At 66.4% G+C, this 15887-nt stretch carries 12 protein-coding genes; 11 read left to right on the top strand and 1 reads right to left on the bottom strand.

Annotated elements, in window-relative coordinates:
• Nucleotides 1-23: 23 nt before the first annotated feature.
• The 10 genes from rseP (at nt 24) to HFK18_RS02465 (ending at nt 14270) form a co-directional block, all read left to right on the top strand.
• Complete coding sequence (gene rseP / locus HFK18_RS02510; RefSeq protein WP_180164160.1) at nt 24-1382, top strand: RIP metalloprotease RseP; 1359 nt, start codon at nt 24-26, stop codon at nt 1380-1382.
• A 74-nt stretch (nt 1383-1456) separates the two neighbouring features.
• On the top strand, nt 1457-3820 hold the full coding sequence (bamA, locus tag HFK18_RS02505; RefSeq protein ID WP_089239837.1) for an outer membrane protein assembly factor BamA: 2364 nt from the start codon (nt 1457-1459) through the stop codon (nt 3818-3820).
• Between the two features lie 423 nt (nt 3821-4243).
• Nucleotides 4244-5266 carry a UDP-3-O-(3-hydroxymyristoyl)glucosamine N-acyltransferase gene (gene lpxD / locus HFK18_RS02500; RefSeq protein ID WP_093817747.1) on the top strand — a complete coding sequence of 341 codons (1023 nt, stop codon included), beginning with the start codon at nt 4244-4246 and terminating at the stop codon, nt 5264-5266.
• Nucleotides 5263-5718, top strand: coding sequence for a 3-hydroxyacyl-ACP dehydratase FabZ (fabZ, locus tag HFK18_RS02495; protein WP_089239833.1), 456 nt, complete (start codon nt 5263-5265; stop codon nt 5716-5718). Before lpxD ends, fabZ begins: the two co-directional genes overlap by 4 nt.
• A 19-nt stretch (nt 5719-5737) precedes the next feature.
• Nucleotides 5738-6529: an acyl-ACP--UDP-N-acetylglucosamine O-acyltransferase gene (gene lpxA / locus HFK18_RS02490; RefSeq protein ID WP_100552012.1), complete on the top strand. Its 792-nt coding sequence runs from the start codon at nt 5738-5740 to the stop codon at nt 6527-6529.
• A gap of 53 nt (nt 6530-6582) precedes the next feature.
• The gene (gene lpxB, locus HFK18_RS02485; RefSeq protein WP_240196373.1) at nt 6583-7785 is read left to right on the top strand and encodes a lipid-A-disaccharide synthase; all 1203 of its coding nucleotides are present in this window, start codon (nt 6583-6585) and stop codon (nt 7783-7785) included.
• Nucleotides 7782-8441: a ribonuclease HII gene (locus tag HFK18_RS02480; protein WP_180164156.1), complete on the top strand. Its 660-nt coding sequence runs from the start codon at nt 7782-7784 to the stop codon at nt 8439-8441. The genes lpxB and HFK18_RS02480 overlap by 4 nt, the downstream gene beginning before the upstream one ends.
• Nucleotides 8442-8679: 238 nt before the next feature.
• Nucleotides 8680-12258: a DNA polymerase III subunit alpha gene (gene dnaE, locus HFK18_RS02475; RefSeq protein ID WP_180164154.1), complete on the top strand. Its 3579-nt coding sequence runs from the start codon at nt 8680-8682 to the stop codon at nt 12256-12258.
• A gap of 59 nt (nt 12259-12317) precedes the next feature.
• Nucleotides 12318-13181: a hypothetical protein gene (locus tag HFK18_RS02470; protein WP_180164152.1), complete on the top strand. Its 864-nt coding sequence runs from the start codon at nt 12318-12320 to the stop codon at nt 13179-13181.
• Nucleotides 13182-13310: 129 nt separating this feature from the next.
• Entirely contained in the window at nt 13311-14270 is a 960-nt protein-coding gene (locus HFK18_RS02465) for an acetyl-CoA carboxylase carboxyltransferase subunit alpha (protein WP_180164150.1), read from the top strand.
• 329 nt (nt 14271-14599) lie between these two features.
• Here the strand turns inward: HFK18_RS02465 and HFK18_RS02460 are convergent, their stop codons facing one another.
• Nucleotides 14600-15055, bottom strand: a complete 456-nt coding sequence (locus tag HFK18_RS02460) for a CopD family protein (protein WP_025877688.1) — start codon at nt 15053-15055, stop codon at nt 14600-14602.
• 148 nt (nt 15056-15203) lie between these two features.
• On the opposite strand from HFK18_RS02460, the gene HFK18_RS02455 reads away from it, so the two are divergent.
• On the top strand, nt 15204-15800 hold the full coding sequence (locus HFK18_RS02455) for a class I SAM-dependent methyltransferase (protein WP_089239821.1): 597 nt from the start codon (nt 15204-15206) through the stop codon (nt 15798-15800).
• Nucleotides 15801-15887 lie beyond the last annotated feature (87 nt).

The following is a 15887-nucleotide window of genomic DNA, read 5'->3' as shown; positions in this document are numbered from 1 at the left end:
CGTGTCCGCCAATGTGAACCTGCATGACTGACTTCATCGGATCGGTCTGGTGGATGATCGTGAGCCTTGGGCTGCTGGTCACCTTCCACGAATTCGGGCATTACTGGGTCGGGCGCCTGTGCGGGGTCAAGGTACTGCGCTTCTCGGTCGGCTTCGGCCGTCCGCTGTGGTCGCGCCGCGACCGCCATGGCACCGAGTTCGCCATCGCCGCCATTCCGCTGGGCGGCTATGTGAAATTCCTCGACGAACGCGAAGTCGAGGTCCATCCGCACGAGCGCGGCCAGGCCTTCAACCACAAGACCGTATGGCAGCGCATCGCCATTGTCGCCGCCGGCCCGATCGCCAACCTGCTGCTGTGCATCCTGCTGCTGTGGGCGATGTTCGTGATCGGCAAGCAGGACTATTCCGCAACCGTGGGCCGCGCTACGGGCATGGCCGCCACGGCCGGGCTCGGCAGTGGTGACCGCCTGCTGAGCGTGGACGGCCGTGATGTGATCACCCTGGGTGAGGCCAGCATGGCCCTGACCGCGGCGGCGATGGACCGTCGCGATGTGACCCTTGAAGTTCTGGACCCCGCAGACCAGCTGCGCTCGCGCACCCTGCCGCTGTCGCAGCTTCCGGCCGGTTTCGATGAACGCCGGGTTCCGATCCTGGCCGGCGTGTACTGGCGTGCGTGGCTGCAGCCGCCGCTGGTGGACAACATCGTGAAGGGTTCGGCGGCGGAAGGTCACCTGCAGACCGGCGATCTGATCGTGGCGATCGACGGCCAGCGCATCGACAGCGTCGAGCAGGCCATCAGCGAAGTGGGCAGCCTCGGCCGCCGCGGTGGCCCGGCGATGATCGAGGTGCTGCGTGGCGGCGAGCGCCTGGCGCTGGAGATCACCCCGCGCGAGGGCAAGGACGGCAAGGGCCAACCCACCTGGCAGATCGGCGCCGGCTTTGCCCAGAGCTACAGCCCCGCCTACGACACCCTGCTCAAGTTCGGCCCGCTGCAGTCAGTGACGGTGGCGGTGCGTGAAACCGGCAGGATGGCCGCCGATTCATTGGCCATGATGGGCCGGATCGTCACCGGCAAAGCCTCGCTGCAGAACGTTTCCGGCCCGGTCACCATTGCCCGGGTCGCCAATATTTCGGCCAAACGTGGCGTGGATTGGTTCATCCAGTTCCTCGCCCTGCTGTCGCTGAGTCTGTGCATCATCAACCTGCTGCCGATCCCCATCTTGGACGGCGGCCACCTGCTGTATTACCTTATCGAGTTGGTCAAGGGCAGCCCGCTGAGCGAGCGTGCCGTCGCCGCCGGCCAATACATCGGCCTGGCGTTGCTGGCCGGGCTGATGGGATTGGCGTTCTACAACGACATCCTCGGCCTGGTCCCGCGATGAACTTTTCCATGTTTTTGCCGTCTACAGCGTCGGCATCCCTTACCAATGAAATCGACCTTCCTACCGGACGTGACATGACGCGACTCCCCAATCGCCGCCTGCTGGCCCTCGCCCTCGCCGCCGTCACCGGCGCTCCCGCCCTGGCCCAGGCAGCCGAGCCCTTCACTGTCAGCGACATCCGCGTCGACGGCCTGCAGCGCATCAGCTCCGGTACGGTGTTCACCTACCTGCCGGTCGAGCGTGGCGAGACCGTCACCGACAGCAAGGTCGGCGAGACCATCCGCGCCCTGTACAAGACCGGCTTCTTCGAAGACGTGCAGCTGGATCGCCAGGGCAGCATCCTGGTGGTGACCGTCAAGGAACGTCCGGCGATCAACAAGCTGACCGTCACCGGCAACAAGGACATCAAGTCCGACCAGCTGCTCAAGGGCCTGTCCGACATCGGCCTGACCGAAGGCGGCACCTTCGATCGCCTGAGCCTGGACCGCGTGACCCAGGAACTTCGCCGCCAGTACAACGACCGTGGCAAATACACCGTCGACATCACCCCGACGGTGAGCCCGCTGGACCGCAACCGCGTCGACATCGCCATCGCGATCAAGGAAGGCAAGGCGGCCAAGATCCGCCACGTCAACATCGTCGGCACCGAGAAGTACGACAGCAAGGACATCCTGGAGTACTGGGAGTCCAAGGAGCACAACTGGGCGTCGTGGTACCGCCGTGACGACCAGTACTCCAAGGAGAAGCTGTCCGGCGACCTGGAGAAGCTGAATTCCTGGTACCTGGACCGCGGCTATGTCGACTTCAGCATCGACTCGACGCAGGTGTCGATCAGCCCCGACAAGCGCGACATGTTCATCACCGCCGGCGTGACCGAAGGTGACCAGTACAAGATCTCCGAGATCAAGGTCAGCGGCGATACGATCCTGCCGCAGGAAGACGTCGAGCGCATGGTCGTGCAGAAGTCCGGCGACACGTTCTCGCGTGCGCTGCTGGAATTCAGCTCCGACTCGATCACCAACTCGCTGTCCAACATCGGTTACGCCTTCGCCAAGGTGAACCCGATTCCGACCACCAACCGCGCCGAGCAGACCGTGGCGGTCAACATGCAGGTCGTGCCCGGCCCGCGCGTGACCGTCCGCCGCATCATCTTCAAGGGCAACACCCGCACCTCCGACGAGGTGATGCGCCGCGAAATGCGCCAGTTCGAGAACAGCTGGTACTCGCAGGCCGCGATCGACCGTTCCAAGATCCGCCTGCAGCGCCTGGGCTACTTCGAAGGCGTCGAAGTGGAAACCCCGGCCGTCAGCGGCAGCAACGACCAGGTCGACGTCGTCTACAACGTCAAGGAAACCACCTCGGGCAGCTTCGTGTTCGGCCTGGGCTATTCGCAGTCCTACGGCATGACCACCTCGGTGCAGCTGTCGCAGAACAACTTCCTGGGCGGCGGCAACCGCGTGTCGGTCGAAGCCTCGCGCAGCAGCTACCTGCAGCGCTACGGCTTCAGCTACACCAATCCGTACTTCACCGATGACGGCGTCTCGCTGGGCTACAACCTGTCCTGGCGCGAGCTGGACTACTCCGACTTCAACACCGCGCAGTACAACAGCACCAACGGTTCGGCGCAGGTGGTGTTCGGCGTGCCGATCACCGAGACCGACACCGTCTCGCTGATGTTCGGCATCGACAGCAACCAGATCACCACGTATGCGGGCTCGACTCCGAAGTCGATCATCGACTACATCGATGCCGTCGGCAGCCGTACCTTCCATGCATGGCGCACGGAGCTGGGCTGGGCGCGCGACTCCCGCAACGACTACTTCATGCCGACCCGCGGTACCTACCAGCGCGTGGGCCTGGAAACCACGCTGCCGGGTTCGACCATCGAGTACTACAAGCTGAACTACCAGATCAGCAAGTACTGGCCGATCATCCCCTCGCTGGTGATCAACACCCGCGCCGAAATCGGCTACGGTGATTCCTACGGCAACGACAAGACCCGCGTGATCGACAACGGCGACGGCACCACCCGTACCGTCACCGCGTCGGGCCTGCCGTTCTACGAGAACTTCTACGCCGGTGGTACCAACTCGGTGCGTGGTTTCGAGGACAACACCCTCGGCCCGCGTGAAGTCACCAGCGGTTACCCGAACGGCCAGCCGCTGGGTGGCTCGCTGAAGACCGTCGGTTCGGTCGAAGCCTACTTCCCGCGCCTGTTCGACAGCCCGTCGGCCCGCGTATCGGCCTTCGTCGACTTCGGCAACGTCTACAACGGCACCGACAACTTCAAGGCCAACGAGCTGCGCGTGTCCACCGGTGTGGCCCTGCTGTGGCGCGCCCCGGTCGGCCCGATCTCGATCAGCTACGCGTTCCCGCTGAAGAAGAAGGACGGCGACGAGATCGAACGCCTGCAGTTCACGTTCGGTGGCCAGTTCTGAGGAACGACGTTCCTCGGAACTGATCCACCTCCGGTGAATTGCCCGCGCATTTCACCTATCCCCCGCGCCGCTGGCGCGCCCCCCCTTAGCAGAAGGGGGGCTCTCCACCAGACGGGTTACGAAGCGCCGGGCATTGCCCGGCGTTTTCGTTATTGAAGCGCACGCTGACGCGCTGTGAGCCGAGTATGGCTCGGCGCTGCAGGCGACTGTGGACGTTGGATCCGCTCGCGCGCGGGAGACCATCCGGTGATGGTGCAGGGGGCTGAGCAGGACCGTTGGCGCCATGGATGGTGCCATCGAGCCCCCAGGGATGGGTTTACGGCGTGTCCTGGGCAGCCCCCTGCGCCATCGCCCCACGGATCAACCAGGCGCCGGCTTTTGCTCCCGCATGACCGCAATGGCGTCACACGTTAAACTCCCGCCGTGAATACTCCTACCTACACCGCCCAGCAACTCGCCGATCAGTTCGGCCTGCAGGTCCATGGCGACCCGAGCACCGCCATCCATGGCGTGGCCACCCTCGCCCATGCCGGTGCCGGCCAGCTGACCTTCCTCGCCAACCCGCGCTACCGCGCCCAGCTGGCCGACAGCCAGGCCGGCATCGTGGTCCTGCGCGCCGAGGATGCCGACGCAGCTCCCGGCACCGCGCTGGTTGCCAAGGATCCCTACACCACCTTTGCCAAGATCGGCGCGCTGTTCGACATCGCCCCGACCCGCCCGCCCGGCATCCACCCCAGCGCGGTGATCGATCCGCAGGCGCAGGTCGCCGCCAGCGCCCACGTCGGCCCGTTCGTCACCATCGGCGCACGCAGCGTCATCGGCGAGAACTGCATCATCGGCGCCGGCAGCATCATCGGCGAAGACTGCACCCTCGACAGCGGCTGCGAGCTGATCGCCCGCGTCACCCTGGTCACCCGCGTCAAGCTGGGCAAGCGCGTGCGCATCCATCCCGGCGCCGTGCTGGGCGCCGACGGCTTCGGCCTGGCAATGGATGCCGGCAAATGGATCAAGGTGCCGCAGCTTGGCGGCGTGCGCATCGGCGACGACTGCGAGATCGGCGCCAACACCTGTGTTGATCGTGGTGCGCTGGAAGACACCGTGCTGGCCGAGGACGTCCGCCTGGACAACCTGGTGCAGATCGCACACAACGTGCAGATCGGCGCCCACTCGGCCATCGCAGGCTGCACCGGTATTGCCGGCAGCGCCAAGATCGGCCGTTACTGCCTGCTCGGCGGCGCCGTTGGCGTCGTCGGTCATCTCGAAATCTGCGACAAGGTCGTGATCACCGGCAAATCGGTGGTCCGCAACTCCATCACCGAGCCGGGCGAGTATTCCTCCGGCACGCCCCTGACCGACAACCGCACGTGGCGCAAAAACGCCGCGCGCTTCAAGCAGCTTGATGCACTGGCCCGTCGCATCCTGTCTGTGAGCAAGGAGAAAGAATGAGCCAGCCCCAGACCCTGCCGGACATGGCGCAGATCCAGACGCTGCTTCCGCACCGCTACCCGTTCCTGCTGGTGGACAAGGTGGTGTCGATCGACTACGAAAAGCGCACGATCGTCGCGACCAAGAACGTCAGCATCAACGAGCCGTTCTTCCAGGGCCACTTCCCGGGCCAGCCGATCATGCCCGGCGTGCTGATCATCGAAGCCATGGCCCAGGCCGGTGGCGTGCTGACCCAGTTGACGCTGGGCCGCGATGCGCAGTCCAAGCTGTTCTACATGGTCAAGGTCGACAAAGCCCGCTTCACCAAGCAGGTGGTACCGGGTGACGTGCTGGAAATGCACGTCGAGATCAAGCGCGTAATCCGCAACATGGCCGTGTACGACTGCGTGGCCAAGGTCGACGGCGAAGTCGTCGCCTGCGCCGAGGTGCTGTGCGCCGGCACCCGCGAATGACCCTGGCTGGAGGCCCGAGATGAGCGACAACGCCCCCCTGATCCATCCCACCGCCGTGATCGATCCGTCGGCGCGCCTGGCCGACGATGTCCGCGTGGGCGCGTTCACGATCATCGGCCCGGAAGTCGAAATCGGTGCCGGCACCCAGGTCGGCCCGCACTGCAGCGTGCACGGCCCGACCCGGATCGGCCGCGACAACCGTTTCATCGGCCACGTCGCGGTCGGCGGCGAGCCGCAGGACAAGAAGTACGCCGGTGAACGCACCGAACTGGTGATCGGCGACCGCAACGTGTTCCGCGAGTTCGTCACCCTCAACCGTGGCACCGGCGGCGGCGGCGGCATCACCACCATCGGCGATGACAACTGGATGCTGGCCTACACGCACGTGGCCCATGATTGCCACGTCGGCAACTTCTGCGTGTTCTCCAACAACACCACGCTGGCTGGCCACGTGACCGTGGGTGACTACGTGATCATCAGCGGCTTCGCCGGCGCGCATCAGTTCTGCCGCATCGGTGCGCATGCCTTCCTCGGCATGGGCGCGCTGACCAATGGCGACGTGCCCCCGTTCACCATGGTCGGCACCGACTCGCTGGGCCGCCCGCGCGGCATCAACAGCGAGGGCCTGAAGCGCCGCGGATTCGACCCCGAGCGCATCACCGCCATCAAGCGCGCCTACCGCACGCTGTACGTGGCGGGCCTGCCGCTGGCCGAAGCCAAGGCGCAGCTGGCCGAGCAAGCGCGCGACAGCGACGACGTCAAGTCGATGCTGGACTTCATCGAACACACCGAGAGGCACCTGCTGCGATGAGCAGCGCGACCGGCCAGGCGCCGGCCGGCGCCGAGGTGATTTCGCTGGCCTCGATGGCCGGCAGCGTGCCTGCACACCGGGTGCTGAGTGATCGCCCGTTGCGGATCGCGCTGGTCGCCGGTGAAGCCTCCGGCGACCTGCTCGGTGCGGGCCTGATACGCGAACTGAAAGCCCGCTTCCCGCATGCCGAATTCGCCGGCATCGGCGGCGATGCGATGCGCAGCGCCGGTTGCCAGACCTGGCACGATGCCAGCGAACTGGCGGTGATGGGCCTGACCGAAGTGCTGCGCCATCTGCCGCGCCTGCTCAAGCTGCGTTCGGCGTTCCGCCAGCGTGCGCTGGAGTGGCAGCCGGATGTGTTCATCGGCATCGATGCTCCGGACTTCAATCTGGGCATCGAACGCTGGCTGAAACAGCGTGGCGTGCGCACCGTGCACTACGTCAGCCCTTCGGTATGGGCATGGCGCGAGAAGCGCGCCGAGAAGATCGGCAGCAGCGCCGACCTGGTGCTGTGCCTGTTCCCGATGGAACCACCGATCTACGCCAAGCACGGCATCGACGCGCGCTTCGTCGGCCATCCGATGGCCGATGACATCCCGCTGCACGTCGACCGTGAAGCGGCCCGGATCGAACTCGGCCTGCCCGCCTCGGCCAAGGTGCTGGCCGTGCTTCCCGGCAGCCGTCTGGGCGAGATCTCCAAGCTCGGCGAAGCCTTTTTCGAGGCCGCCTGGCAGGTGTCCGAGCGCATTCCCGGCCTGCACGTGGTGGTCCCTGCGGCCAACGCGGCCTGCCGTCGTCTGATCGAAGAACAGCTGTCACGCTCGGCACTGCCGGTGGCCTATTCGCATGTACTGGACGGCCAGGCGCGCAACGCGATGATCGCCGCCGACGTGGTGGTGCTGGCCTCCGGCACCGCGACCCTGGAAGCGATGCTGGTGAAGCGGCCGATGGTCGTCGGCTACCGGGTCAACGAACTGACGTACCGCCTGGTGAAGGCGCTGGGGTTGATCAAGGTCGACCGCTTCGCCCTGCCCAACATCCTTGCCGGTCAGGACCTGGCGCCAGAACTGATGCAGCACGACTGCACGCCGGAGAAACTGGCCGCCGCTGTCCAGCAGTGGTTCGACCACCCGCAGCGGATCGCCGACCTGCAGGGCACCTACACACGCCTGCATGAACGCCTGCGCCGCAACGCCTCGGCGCGCGCAGCCGATGCTGTCGGCGAACTGCTGGTCCGCGGCCAGGAAAAAGCATGAGCCGTCGCCATGCCGCAGCGGCCAGCCTGGCCCTGTTTGATGGCGCCGCGGTGATCGACCCCGGTCACCGCATCGCCGGTGTCGACGAAGCGGGTCGGGGACCGCTGGCTGGCCCCGTCGCGGTGGCAGCGGTGGTGTTCGATCCACAGCGGCCACGACTGAACGGCCTGGATGATTCCAAGCAGCTGACCGCGGCCCGCCGCGAGCAGCTGCACGACCGCATCCTCGACCGCGCCCTGGCCTGGCACGTGGTGCTGGTGGACGTGGAAGCCATCGATCGCCTGAACATCTATCAAGCCACGCTGCAGGGCATGCGCGATGTCGTCGCGGCGGTGGCCCACGTGGCCGGCTTCGCCCGCATCGATGGCAACGTAGTGCCCAAGGGGCTGGTGCTGCCGGCGCAGGCGCTGGTCGGCGGCGATGGCATCGACCGCGCGATCATGGCGGCCTCGATCCTGGCCAAGGTCTCGCGCGACCGCTACATGCTGGACCTGCACGCTCGCCACCCGCAGTACGGCTTCGACCAGCACAAGGGCTACGGCACCCCGGCGCATCTGGCCGCCCTGCGTGAACACGGGCCGTGCGCGGAGCACCGGCGCAGCTTCGCCCCGGTGCGCGCGTGCCTGGAAACGCCGGCTGTCGCGGCCATCGCCTGAGCCTGCTGGAGTTGCAGAGCCGAGCCCATGCTCGGCTGTCCACAGCAGCCGAGCATGGGCTCGGCTCTACAGAAGGCGGCCTCCAGCACGCCTGAACCCGGCCGTCTTCCCGGGCATGTCAAGAGCTTGTCGCCACCCCCTGCCCTCGCTACCCTGACCGGGCACTCCAGCGCTTCCCGACCCCGGCGACGATTCCCGCGTCTGCACCCGGGGCCTGCGCGCTCCAACCTGGTCCGGCATGTCCAACTCCCGCTTCGTACATCTCCACGTCCACACCGAGTTCTCGCTGGCGGACTCGACCATCCGCGTGCCGGCCAAGCCGGACCAGGCTGACCCGAAAAAAGCCAAGCAGGCCAACCTGCTGTCGCGCTCGGTCGAACTCGGCCTGCCTGCGCTGGCGGTAACCGACCTCAACAACCTGTTCGCTCTGGTCAAGTTCTACAAGGCTGCCGAAGGTGTGGGCATCAAGCCCATCGCCGGCGCCGACGTGATGATCGCCGAGGAAGGCCAGGACCCGTGGCGGATGACGCTGCTGTGCCGCGACCGCGAAGGCTACCTGAGCCTGTCGCGGCTGCTGACCCGCGCCTGGATGGAAGGCCATCGCCCCGAGGGCGGCGTGGCCGTGCACCCGGACTGGCTGAAGGCCGGCAACGCCAGCCTGTTCGCCCTGGCCGGCCGTGACAGCCTGGCCGGGCGCCTGGCCCTGGATGGCAAGCATGACCTGGCCGAACAGCAGCTGGCCGACTGGCAGCGCGTGTTCGGTGATGGCCTGCACCTGGAGCTGACCCGCACCGGCCGTGATGGCGAAGAAAGCTTCAACCAGTTCGCGTTGATGGCCGCCGGCCAGCGCGGCCTGCCGGTGATCGCCAGCAACGACGTTCGCTTCCTGTCGCCGTCCGATTTCAGCGCGCACGAAGCACGCGTGTGCATCTCCACCGGCCGCGTGCTGGATGACCCCAAGCGCCCACGCGAGTACAGCGACCAGCAGTACCTGAAGTCGGCCGAGGAGATGTGCGCGCTGTTTGCCGACATCCCCGATGCGATCGACAACACGCTGGCGCTGGCCGAGCGCTGCAACATCGAGATGCGCCTGGGCACCTACTTCCTGCCCGACTATCCGGTGCCCGACGAGGAGACGCTGGACAGCTGGATCCGCAGCGAATCGCGCAAGGGCCTGGCCGCGCGCCTGGAAAAGAATCCCATCGCGCCCGGCATGACCGCGCAGGATTACAGCGACCGCCTCGAGTTCGAGCTGGACACCATCATCAAGATGGGCTTCCCCGGCTACTTCCTGATCGTGGCCGACTTCATCCAGTGGGGCAAAGCGCAGGGCATCCCGATCGGTCCGGGCCGCGGTTCCGGTGCCGGCTCGCTGGTGGCGTGGGCGCTGCAGATCACCGATCTGGACCCGCTGCCGTACAACCTGCTGTTCGAGCGCTTCCTCAACCCCGAACGCGTGTCGATGCCCGACTTCGACATCGACTTCTGCATGGACCGTCGCGACGAAGTCATCGACTACGTCGCGCGCAAGTATGGCCGCGAGCGGGTCAGCCAGATCATCACCTACGGCACCATGGCGGCCAAGGCGGTGGTGCGCGACTCCGGCCGCGTGCTCGGCTTCCCCTATGGCCTGGTCGACGGTGTCGCCAAGCTGATCCCGAACATCCTCGGCATCTCGCTGAAAGATGCGATGGGTGAGGGCAAGGACAGCGAGATGGCCTCGCCCGAGCTGATCCAGCGCTACCAGAGCGAGGACGATGTCCGCGACCTGATCGACCTGGCGCGGCAGCTGGAAGACCTCACCCGCAACGCCGGCAAGCACGCCGGCGGCGTGGTGATCGCGCCCGAGCCGCTGAGCGAGTTCTGCCCGCTGTTCGCCGAACACGATGAAGAGGGCCGCGGCAAGAATCCGGTCACCCAGTTCGACAAGAACGACGTTGAAGAAGTCGGCCTGGTGAAGTTCGACTTCCTCGGCCTGCGCACGCTGACGATCATCGACTGGGCGGTGAAGGCGATCAACAAGCGCCACGAGCGCGCCGGCATTCCGCCGGTGGACATCACCCAGCTGCCGCTGGACGATGCGCCCACCTACAAGGACATCTTCGCCTCGGGCAATACCGGTGCGGTGTTCCAGTTCGAATCCTCGGGCATGCGCCGCCTGCTGAAGGACGCCAAGCCCGACCGTTTCGAAGACCTGATCGCGCTGGTGTCGCTGTATCGCCCCGGCCCGATGGACCTGATTCCCTCCTTCGTCGACCGCAAGCACGGGCGCGAAGACGTGGAGTATCCCGATCCGCGCACCGAGCGCATCCTGCGCGACACCTACGGCATCATGGTGTACCAGGAGCAGGTGATGCAGATGGCGCAGATCGTCGGCGGCTACTCGCTGGGCGGCGCCGACCTGCTGCGCCGTGCGATGGGCAAGAAGGTGCCGGCGGAAATGGCCAAGCACCGCGAGATCTTCCGCGAAGGTGCGGCCAAGGACGGCGTCGGCGAAGCCAAGGCCGATGCGATCTTCGACCTGATGGAGAAGTTCGCCGGCTACGGCTTCAACAAGTCGCACGCCGCCGCCTACGCCTTGGTCAGTTACCAGACGGCCTGGCTCAAGCGCCATTACCCGGCCGAGTTCATGGCCGCGACGCTGTCTTCGGACATGGACAACACCGAAAAGGTGGTCGGCTTCCTGGACGAGGTACGCAACCTCGGCCTGACCGTGCTGCCGCCGAAGGTGAACCAGTCCGCCTTCATGTTTGAAGCGGCCACGCCGGACACGATCCAGTACGGCCTGGGTGCGATCAAGGGCGTCGGCCAGGGGGCCTGCGAAGCGGTGGTGGACGAGCGCCTGCGCGGCGGCGACTACACCGACCTGCTCGACTTCTGCACCCGCATCGGTTCGGCCAAGCTCAACCGGCGCACGCTGGAAGCCATGATCAACTGCGGTGCGCTGGATGAGCTGGGCCACAACCGTGCCTCGCTGATGCTGCAGCTGCCGGAAGTGATCAAGGCCACCGAACAGATGGCGCGCGAGCGCGCGTCCGGCCAGAACTCGCTGTTCGGCGGCCCCGAGCCGGGCGTGCAGGCCATCCACCTGGAGCTGCAGGAAACCGACGAATGGCCGTTGCTGCAGCGCCTCAACGGCGAGCGCGACACGCTGGGCTTCTACCTCAGCGGCCACCCGTTCGATCCCTGGCGCGATGACGTGCGCGATCTGGTCGGTACCGATCTGGGCTCGGTGGAAAAGATCTGGAGCGCCAACAGCAACAGTGGCGGCGGCGAGAAGCGCTGGCGCCCGGAAGTGCAGACCGTGCTTGCCGGCCAGGTGGTCGGCGTGCGCCGCAAGGGCGAGAGCCAGATCTTCATCCAGCTGGAAGATGGTCGGGGCCGCGTCGAATGCAGCGCGTTCTCCGATGCCATGGCCGAGTTCGGCCACCTGATGACCAAGGACCGGATCCTGGTGGTCAAGGGCGGCCTGCGCGAAGACGAATTCAATGGCGGCTTCGCGTTGCGCATCCGCCAGTGCTGGGACTTCGACGAGGTCTGTGCGAACTACGCCACGCGCCTGTCGCTGCGGCTGGACCTGCGCCAGCAGCGGCCGGTGTGGGAGCGCATCGATGCCCTGCTCGACCGCCATCGCCCCGGCCGCACGCCCCTGCGCCTGGACCTGCTGCTGAAGGGACCCGATGGCGGCATCGCCGGCATGCTCGATGTCTCCGGACAGAGCGCGGTGCGCGTCGATTCCAAGCTGATGGAGGCGCTGCGCGCCGAGCCGGCGGTGCGCACGCTGAAGGTGCGCTACAGCCCGCCCTGGGCCAGCTGAGGCTGGCCCCGGATCCGTTGTTGTTTTCCCGCTGCATACGTCAAGGACGATTGCCCGCAATGAAGAACCTGTTGTTGCCGATGGTGGCCGCGCTCGCGCTGGCCGGCTGTTCCTCCAAGGTCGATTTCGAGATCGACAACCCGACCGATGCGCCGCTGGCGATCAGCATCGATGGCAAGGAACTGCCGGTGGCCGCGCACGCGTCGCGGCCGATCAGCCTGGCTGCCGGTGAGCATCAGCTGCATACCGACCGCTTGGGCGACGTGCGCTTCATCGTCTACGCCGACGGCCGCGGCGGACTGATCAACCCCAGCCTCAGCGAATACGTGACCGCGCGCGAGATCTATGTGACCGGCGAGGACAAGCTGAAAAACTTCGGCGTCAGCGGCCTGGGCATCGAGCTGGGTGGGGTCGAGTTCAAGGGACCGTTCGAAAAGCACCACGGCCTGTTCATCGACAAGACCTGGAACTTCGGCGTGCGCGAGCCGTTCCCCGAGGAGCAGGTGGTTGCCCACGTCGATTCGACCGGCGGCAGGATCAGCACCAAGATCTTCACCGCGCCGGACTTCATCGCCTATGTCGAGGCCGGCATGGGCGAGCCCGGGGCCTACAAGCGCGAGCAGCCCGCCGGCTACGTGGCACCCGCCTACACGCTGCAACCGGCGCCCGCGCTGCCCGCGCTGGACCCGGCCTTCGAGGCCCATGCCGGTCCCGTGCGCGACATCTATGCGCGCTGGCTGAAGGCCACCACGGCCAGCGAGCAGAAGGCCCTGCGCAAGGAAGACTTCCAGGCGCAGATGGCCTTCACCCACGCCACCATGACGCTGGGCGCGAAGCTGCCGGTGGCGGCCAACCAGGCCTACAACGACTTCGTGACGATCCGCAGCACCGAAATGGCCCGCAGCGCGCTGGTCCTGCCCTGAACCGGCGGCCGGCGGCCCGACTGGCGCCGCTGGCCCCCACTGCGCTACCGTCGGTTTCCAGACGAAGGCGTACGGGCCGTTCCTGCGCATTCGGCTAGAATTCCCCTCTTCTTTACACGACGGCTTCCGATGAATCCGAACTACCTCGACTTCGAGCAACCCATCGCCGACCTGGAAGCCAAGATCCAGGAACTGCGCAACGCCAGTGCCGGGCCGGCGGTCAATGTCGAGGCCGAAGTGCATGCGCTGCAGGACAAGCTGCGCGTGCGTACCGCACAGATCTTCCGCAACCTGACCTCGTGGCAGGTGCTGCAGCTGGCACGCCACCCGTCGCGCCCGTACACCGCCGACTACATCCGCATCATCTGCGATGAGTTCCAGGAACTGGCCGGCGACCGTGCCTTCGCTGACGACAAGGCGATCATGGGCGGCCTGGCCCGCATCAATGGTCGCTCGGTGATGGTCATCGGCCACCAGAAGGGCCGCGACACCAAGGAAAAGATCAAGCGCAACTTCGGCATGCCCAAGCCCGAGGGCTACCGCAAGGCGCTGCGCCTGATGAAGATGGCCGAGCGCTTCGGCCTGCCGGTGCTGACCCTGATCGATACCGCCGGCGCCTGGCCGGGCATCGACGCCGAGTCGCGCGGCCAGTCCGAAGCGATCGCGCGCAACCTGATCGAGATGGCCGAGCTGAAGGTGCCGATCATCTGCACCGTGATCGGTGAAGGCGGCTCCGGCGGCGCGCTGGCGCTGGGCGTGGGCGACCGCACCGTGATGCTGGAATACGCGGTGTACTCGACCATCACCCCGGAAGGCTGCGCCTCGATCCTGTGGAAGGACGCCGGCAAGGCCAAGGATGCTGCCGAGCAGCTGGGCCTGACCGCGCCGCGCCTGAAGGGCCTGGGCCTGGTCGACAAGGTCGTGCGCGAGCCGACCGGCGGCGCCCACCGCAACCCGACGCAGATGGCCAAGCGCCTGAAGGCCGTGCTGCTGAACGAGCTGGAAGCGCTGGATGCGCTGTCCACCGAAGAGCTGCTGGAGCAGCGCTACAAGCGCCTGCGCAGCTACGGCACGTACGAAGCGGCGTGATCGTTTCCTGACGTCGGATACGCAAAGAGCCGGGCAGACGCCCGGCTCTTTTGTTTGCGCCCTGACGGCATCCACGCATGGCGTGGATCTACTGGGTAGCTGCGGCTGTTGACGTTGGGGTCCGCCATGAGCGAGCCGAGCATCGCAGGGGAATCAGGGGCGAAGAGGCGCCGGTGTCTGAGCGCAGCGAGTTCGGCGCCGCCCCCTGATTCACCGAGAAGCGCAGGGAACCGGTGCGTAGCACCGGCTCGCGTTAGGCGGCGTGTTCTTTGGTTACTTTCTTGCACGAGCAAGAAAGTGACATGTTCGAACGCGCGGGATGCGGGATCTCAGAACGGCTTGGCCAGCACCAGCCACACGATCGGAATGAACGCCAGCAACGGAATCTCGTTGATCCAGCGCAGCGCGCGCGAGGATGGCAGCGCCCTGCCCTTGGCCACACCCTTGAGCAGGCGCCCGATCCAGATGAAGTACGCCAGCAGCACCACCACCAAGCCCAGCTTGGCATGCAGCCAGCCCGCACCGCCCGGAGCGACCATGGTCGGGAAATCCGGAATCACCTTGTAGCCCAGCCACAGCACCAGGCCGAGCACGAACGCCAGGCCGAACATCGAATGGCCGAAGCGGTACAGGCGCATGCCCATCAGCTGCAGGCGCTCGACCACCGCCGGCTGCCCCGCCGTCTCGGACAGGTTCACCAGGATGCGCGGCAGGTAGAACACCGTGGCCATCCACGCCACCACGAACACGATGTGGAAGGTCTTGACCCAGTAGTAGCTCTGCATGCGCTCGCTCCGGCGGCTGGCGTGGATGTCCGTCATTCTCGCATGTCGTGGCGAGGCCACCCCACGTGCAACCGCCGCGACACATCGACGCATGGTGTGCTGCAACACCGTACGATAGGCGCCGATTTCACGACTGCACCGGACCGCCATGGACAAGACCTACGACGCCGCCTACTTCCAACGCTGGTACCGCCGCGCCGATATCGGTGGCAGCGCGCGCCTGGCGCGCAAGGTCGCCCTCGCCGTGGCCACGGCCGAGTACTACCTGGAACGGCCGATCCGCAGCGTGCTGGACATCGGCTGCGGCGAAGGCGCCTGGCGCGCGCCGCTGCTGAAACTGCGTCCGAAGGTCGAATACCTCGGTTTCGACAGCAGCGAGTACGCTGTGCGCCGCTACGGTCGGACCCGCAACCTGCACCTCGCCAGCTTTGGCGATTTCGCCTGGCTGCGGCCCTGCGCCCCGGTCGATCTGCTGGTCTGTTCGGACGTGATGCACTACGTGCCCAACCGCGAACTGCGCGCGGGCCTGGCCGGTGTCGCCGAGCTGACCGCAGGCGTGGCGTTCCTGGAGACCTTCGCTGCCGAAGATGAATTCGAGGGCGACCATGACGGTTTCCAGTCACGTCCGGCCCGCTGGTACCGGCGCGAGCTGACGCGCCAAGGCCTGCAGGCGGTCGGGTCCCACCTCTGGCTGGGACCAGCACTGGCCGGTGAAGCTGCCGCGCTGGAGCAGGCCGCCCGCTGAATACCGCCCATTGAGTGCGCTTAACGTCCGGGACAGTTGGATGCGCTATGCTGCGCGGCAACATAAGACCATACATATTCGGTCGGC

Origin of the sequence: Stenotrophomonas sp. SbOxS2 (assembly GCF_013416715.1) — a bacterium.
In the GTDB taxonomy this organism is placed as follows: domain Bacteria; phylum Pseudomonadota; class Gammaproteobacteria; order Xanthomonadales; family Xanthomonadaceae; genus Stenotrophomonas; species Stenotrophomonas lactitubi.
This window is presented reverse-complemented; position numbering and strand designations above follow the sequence as displayed.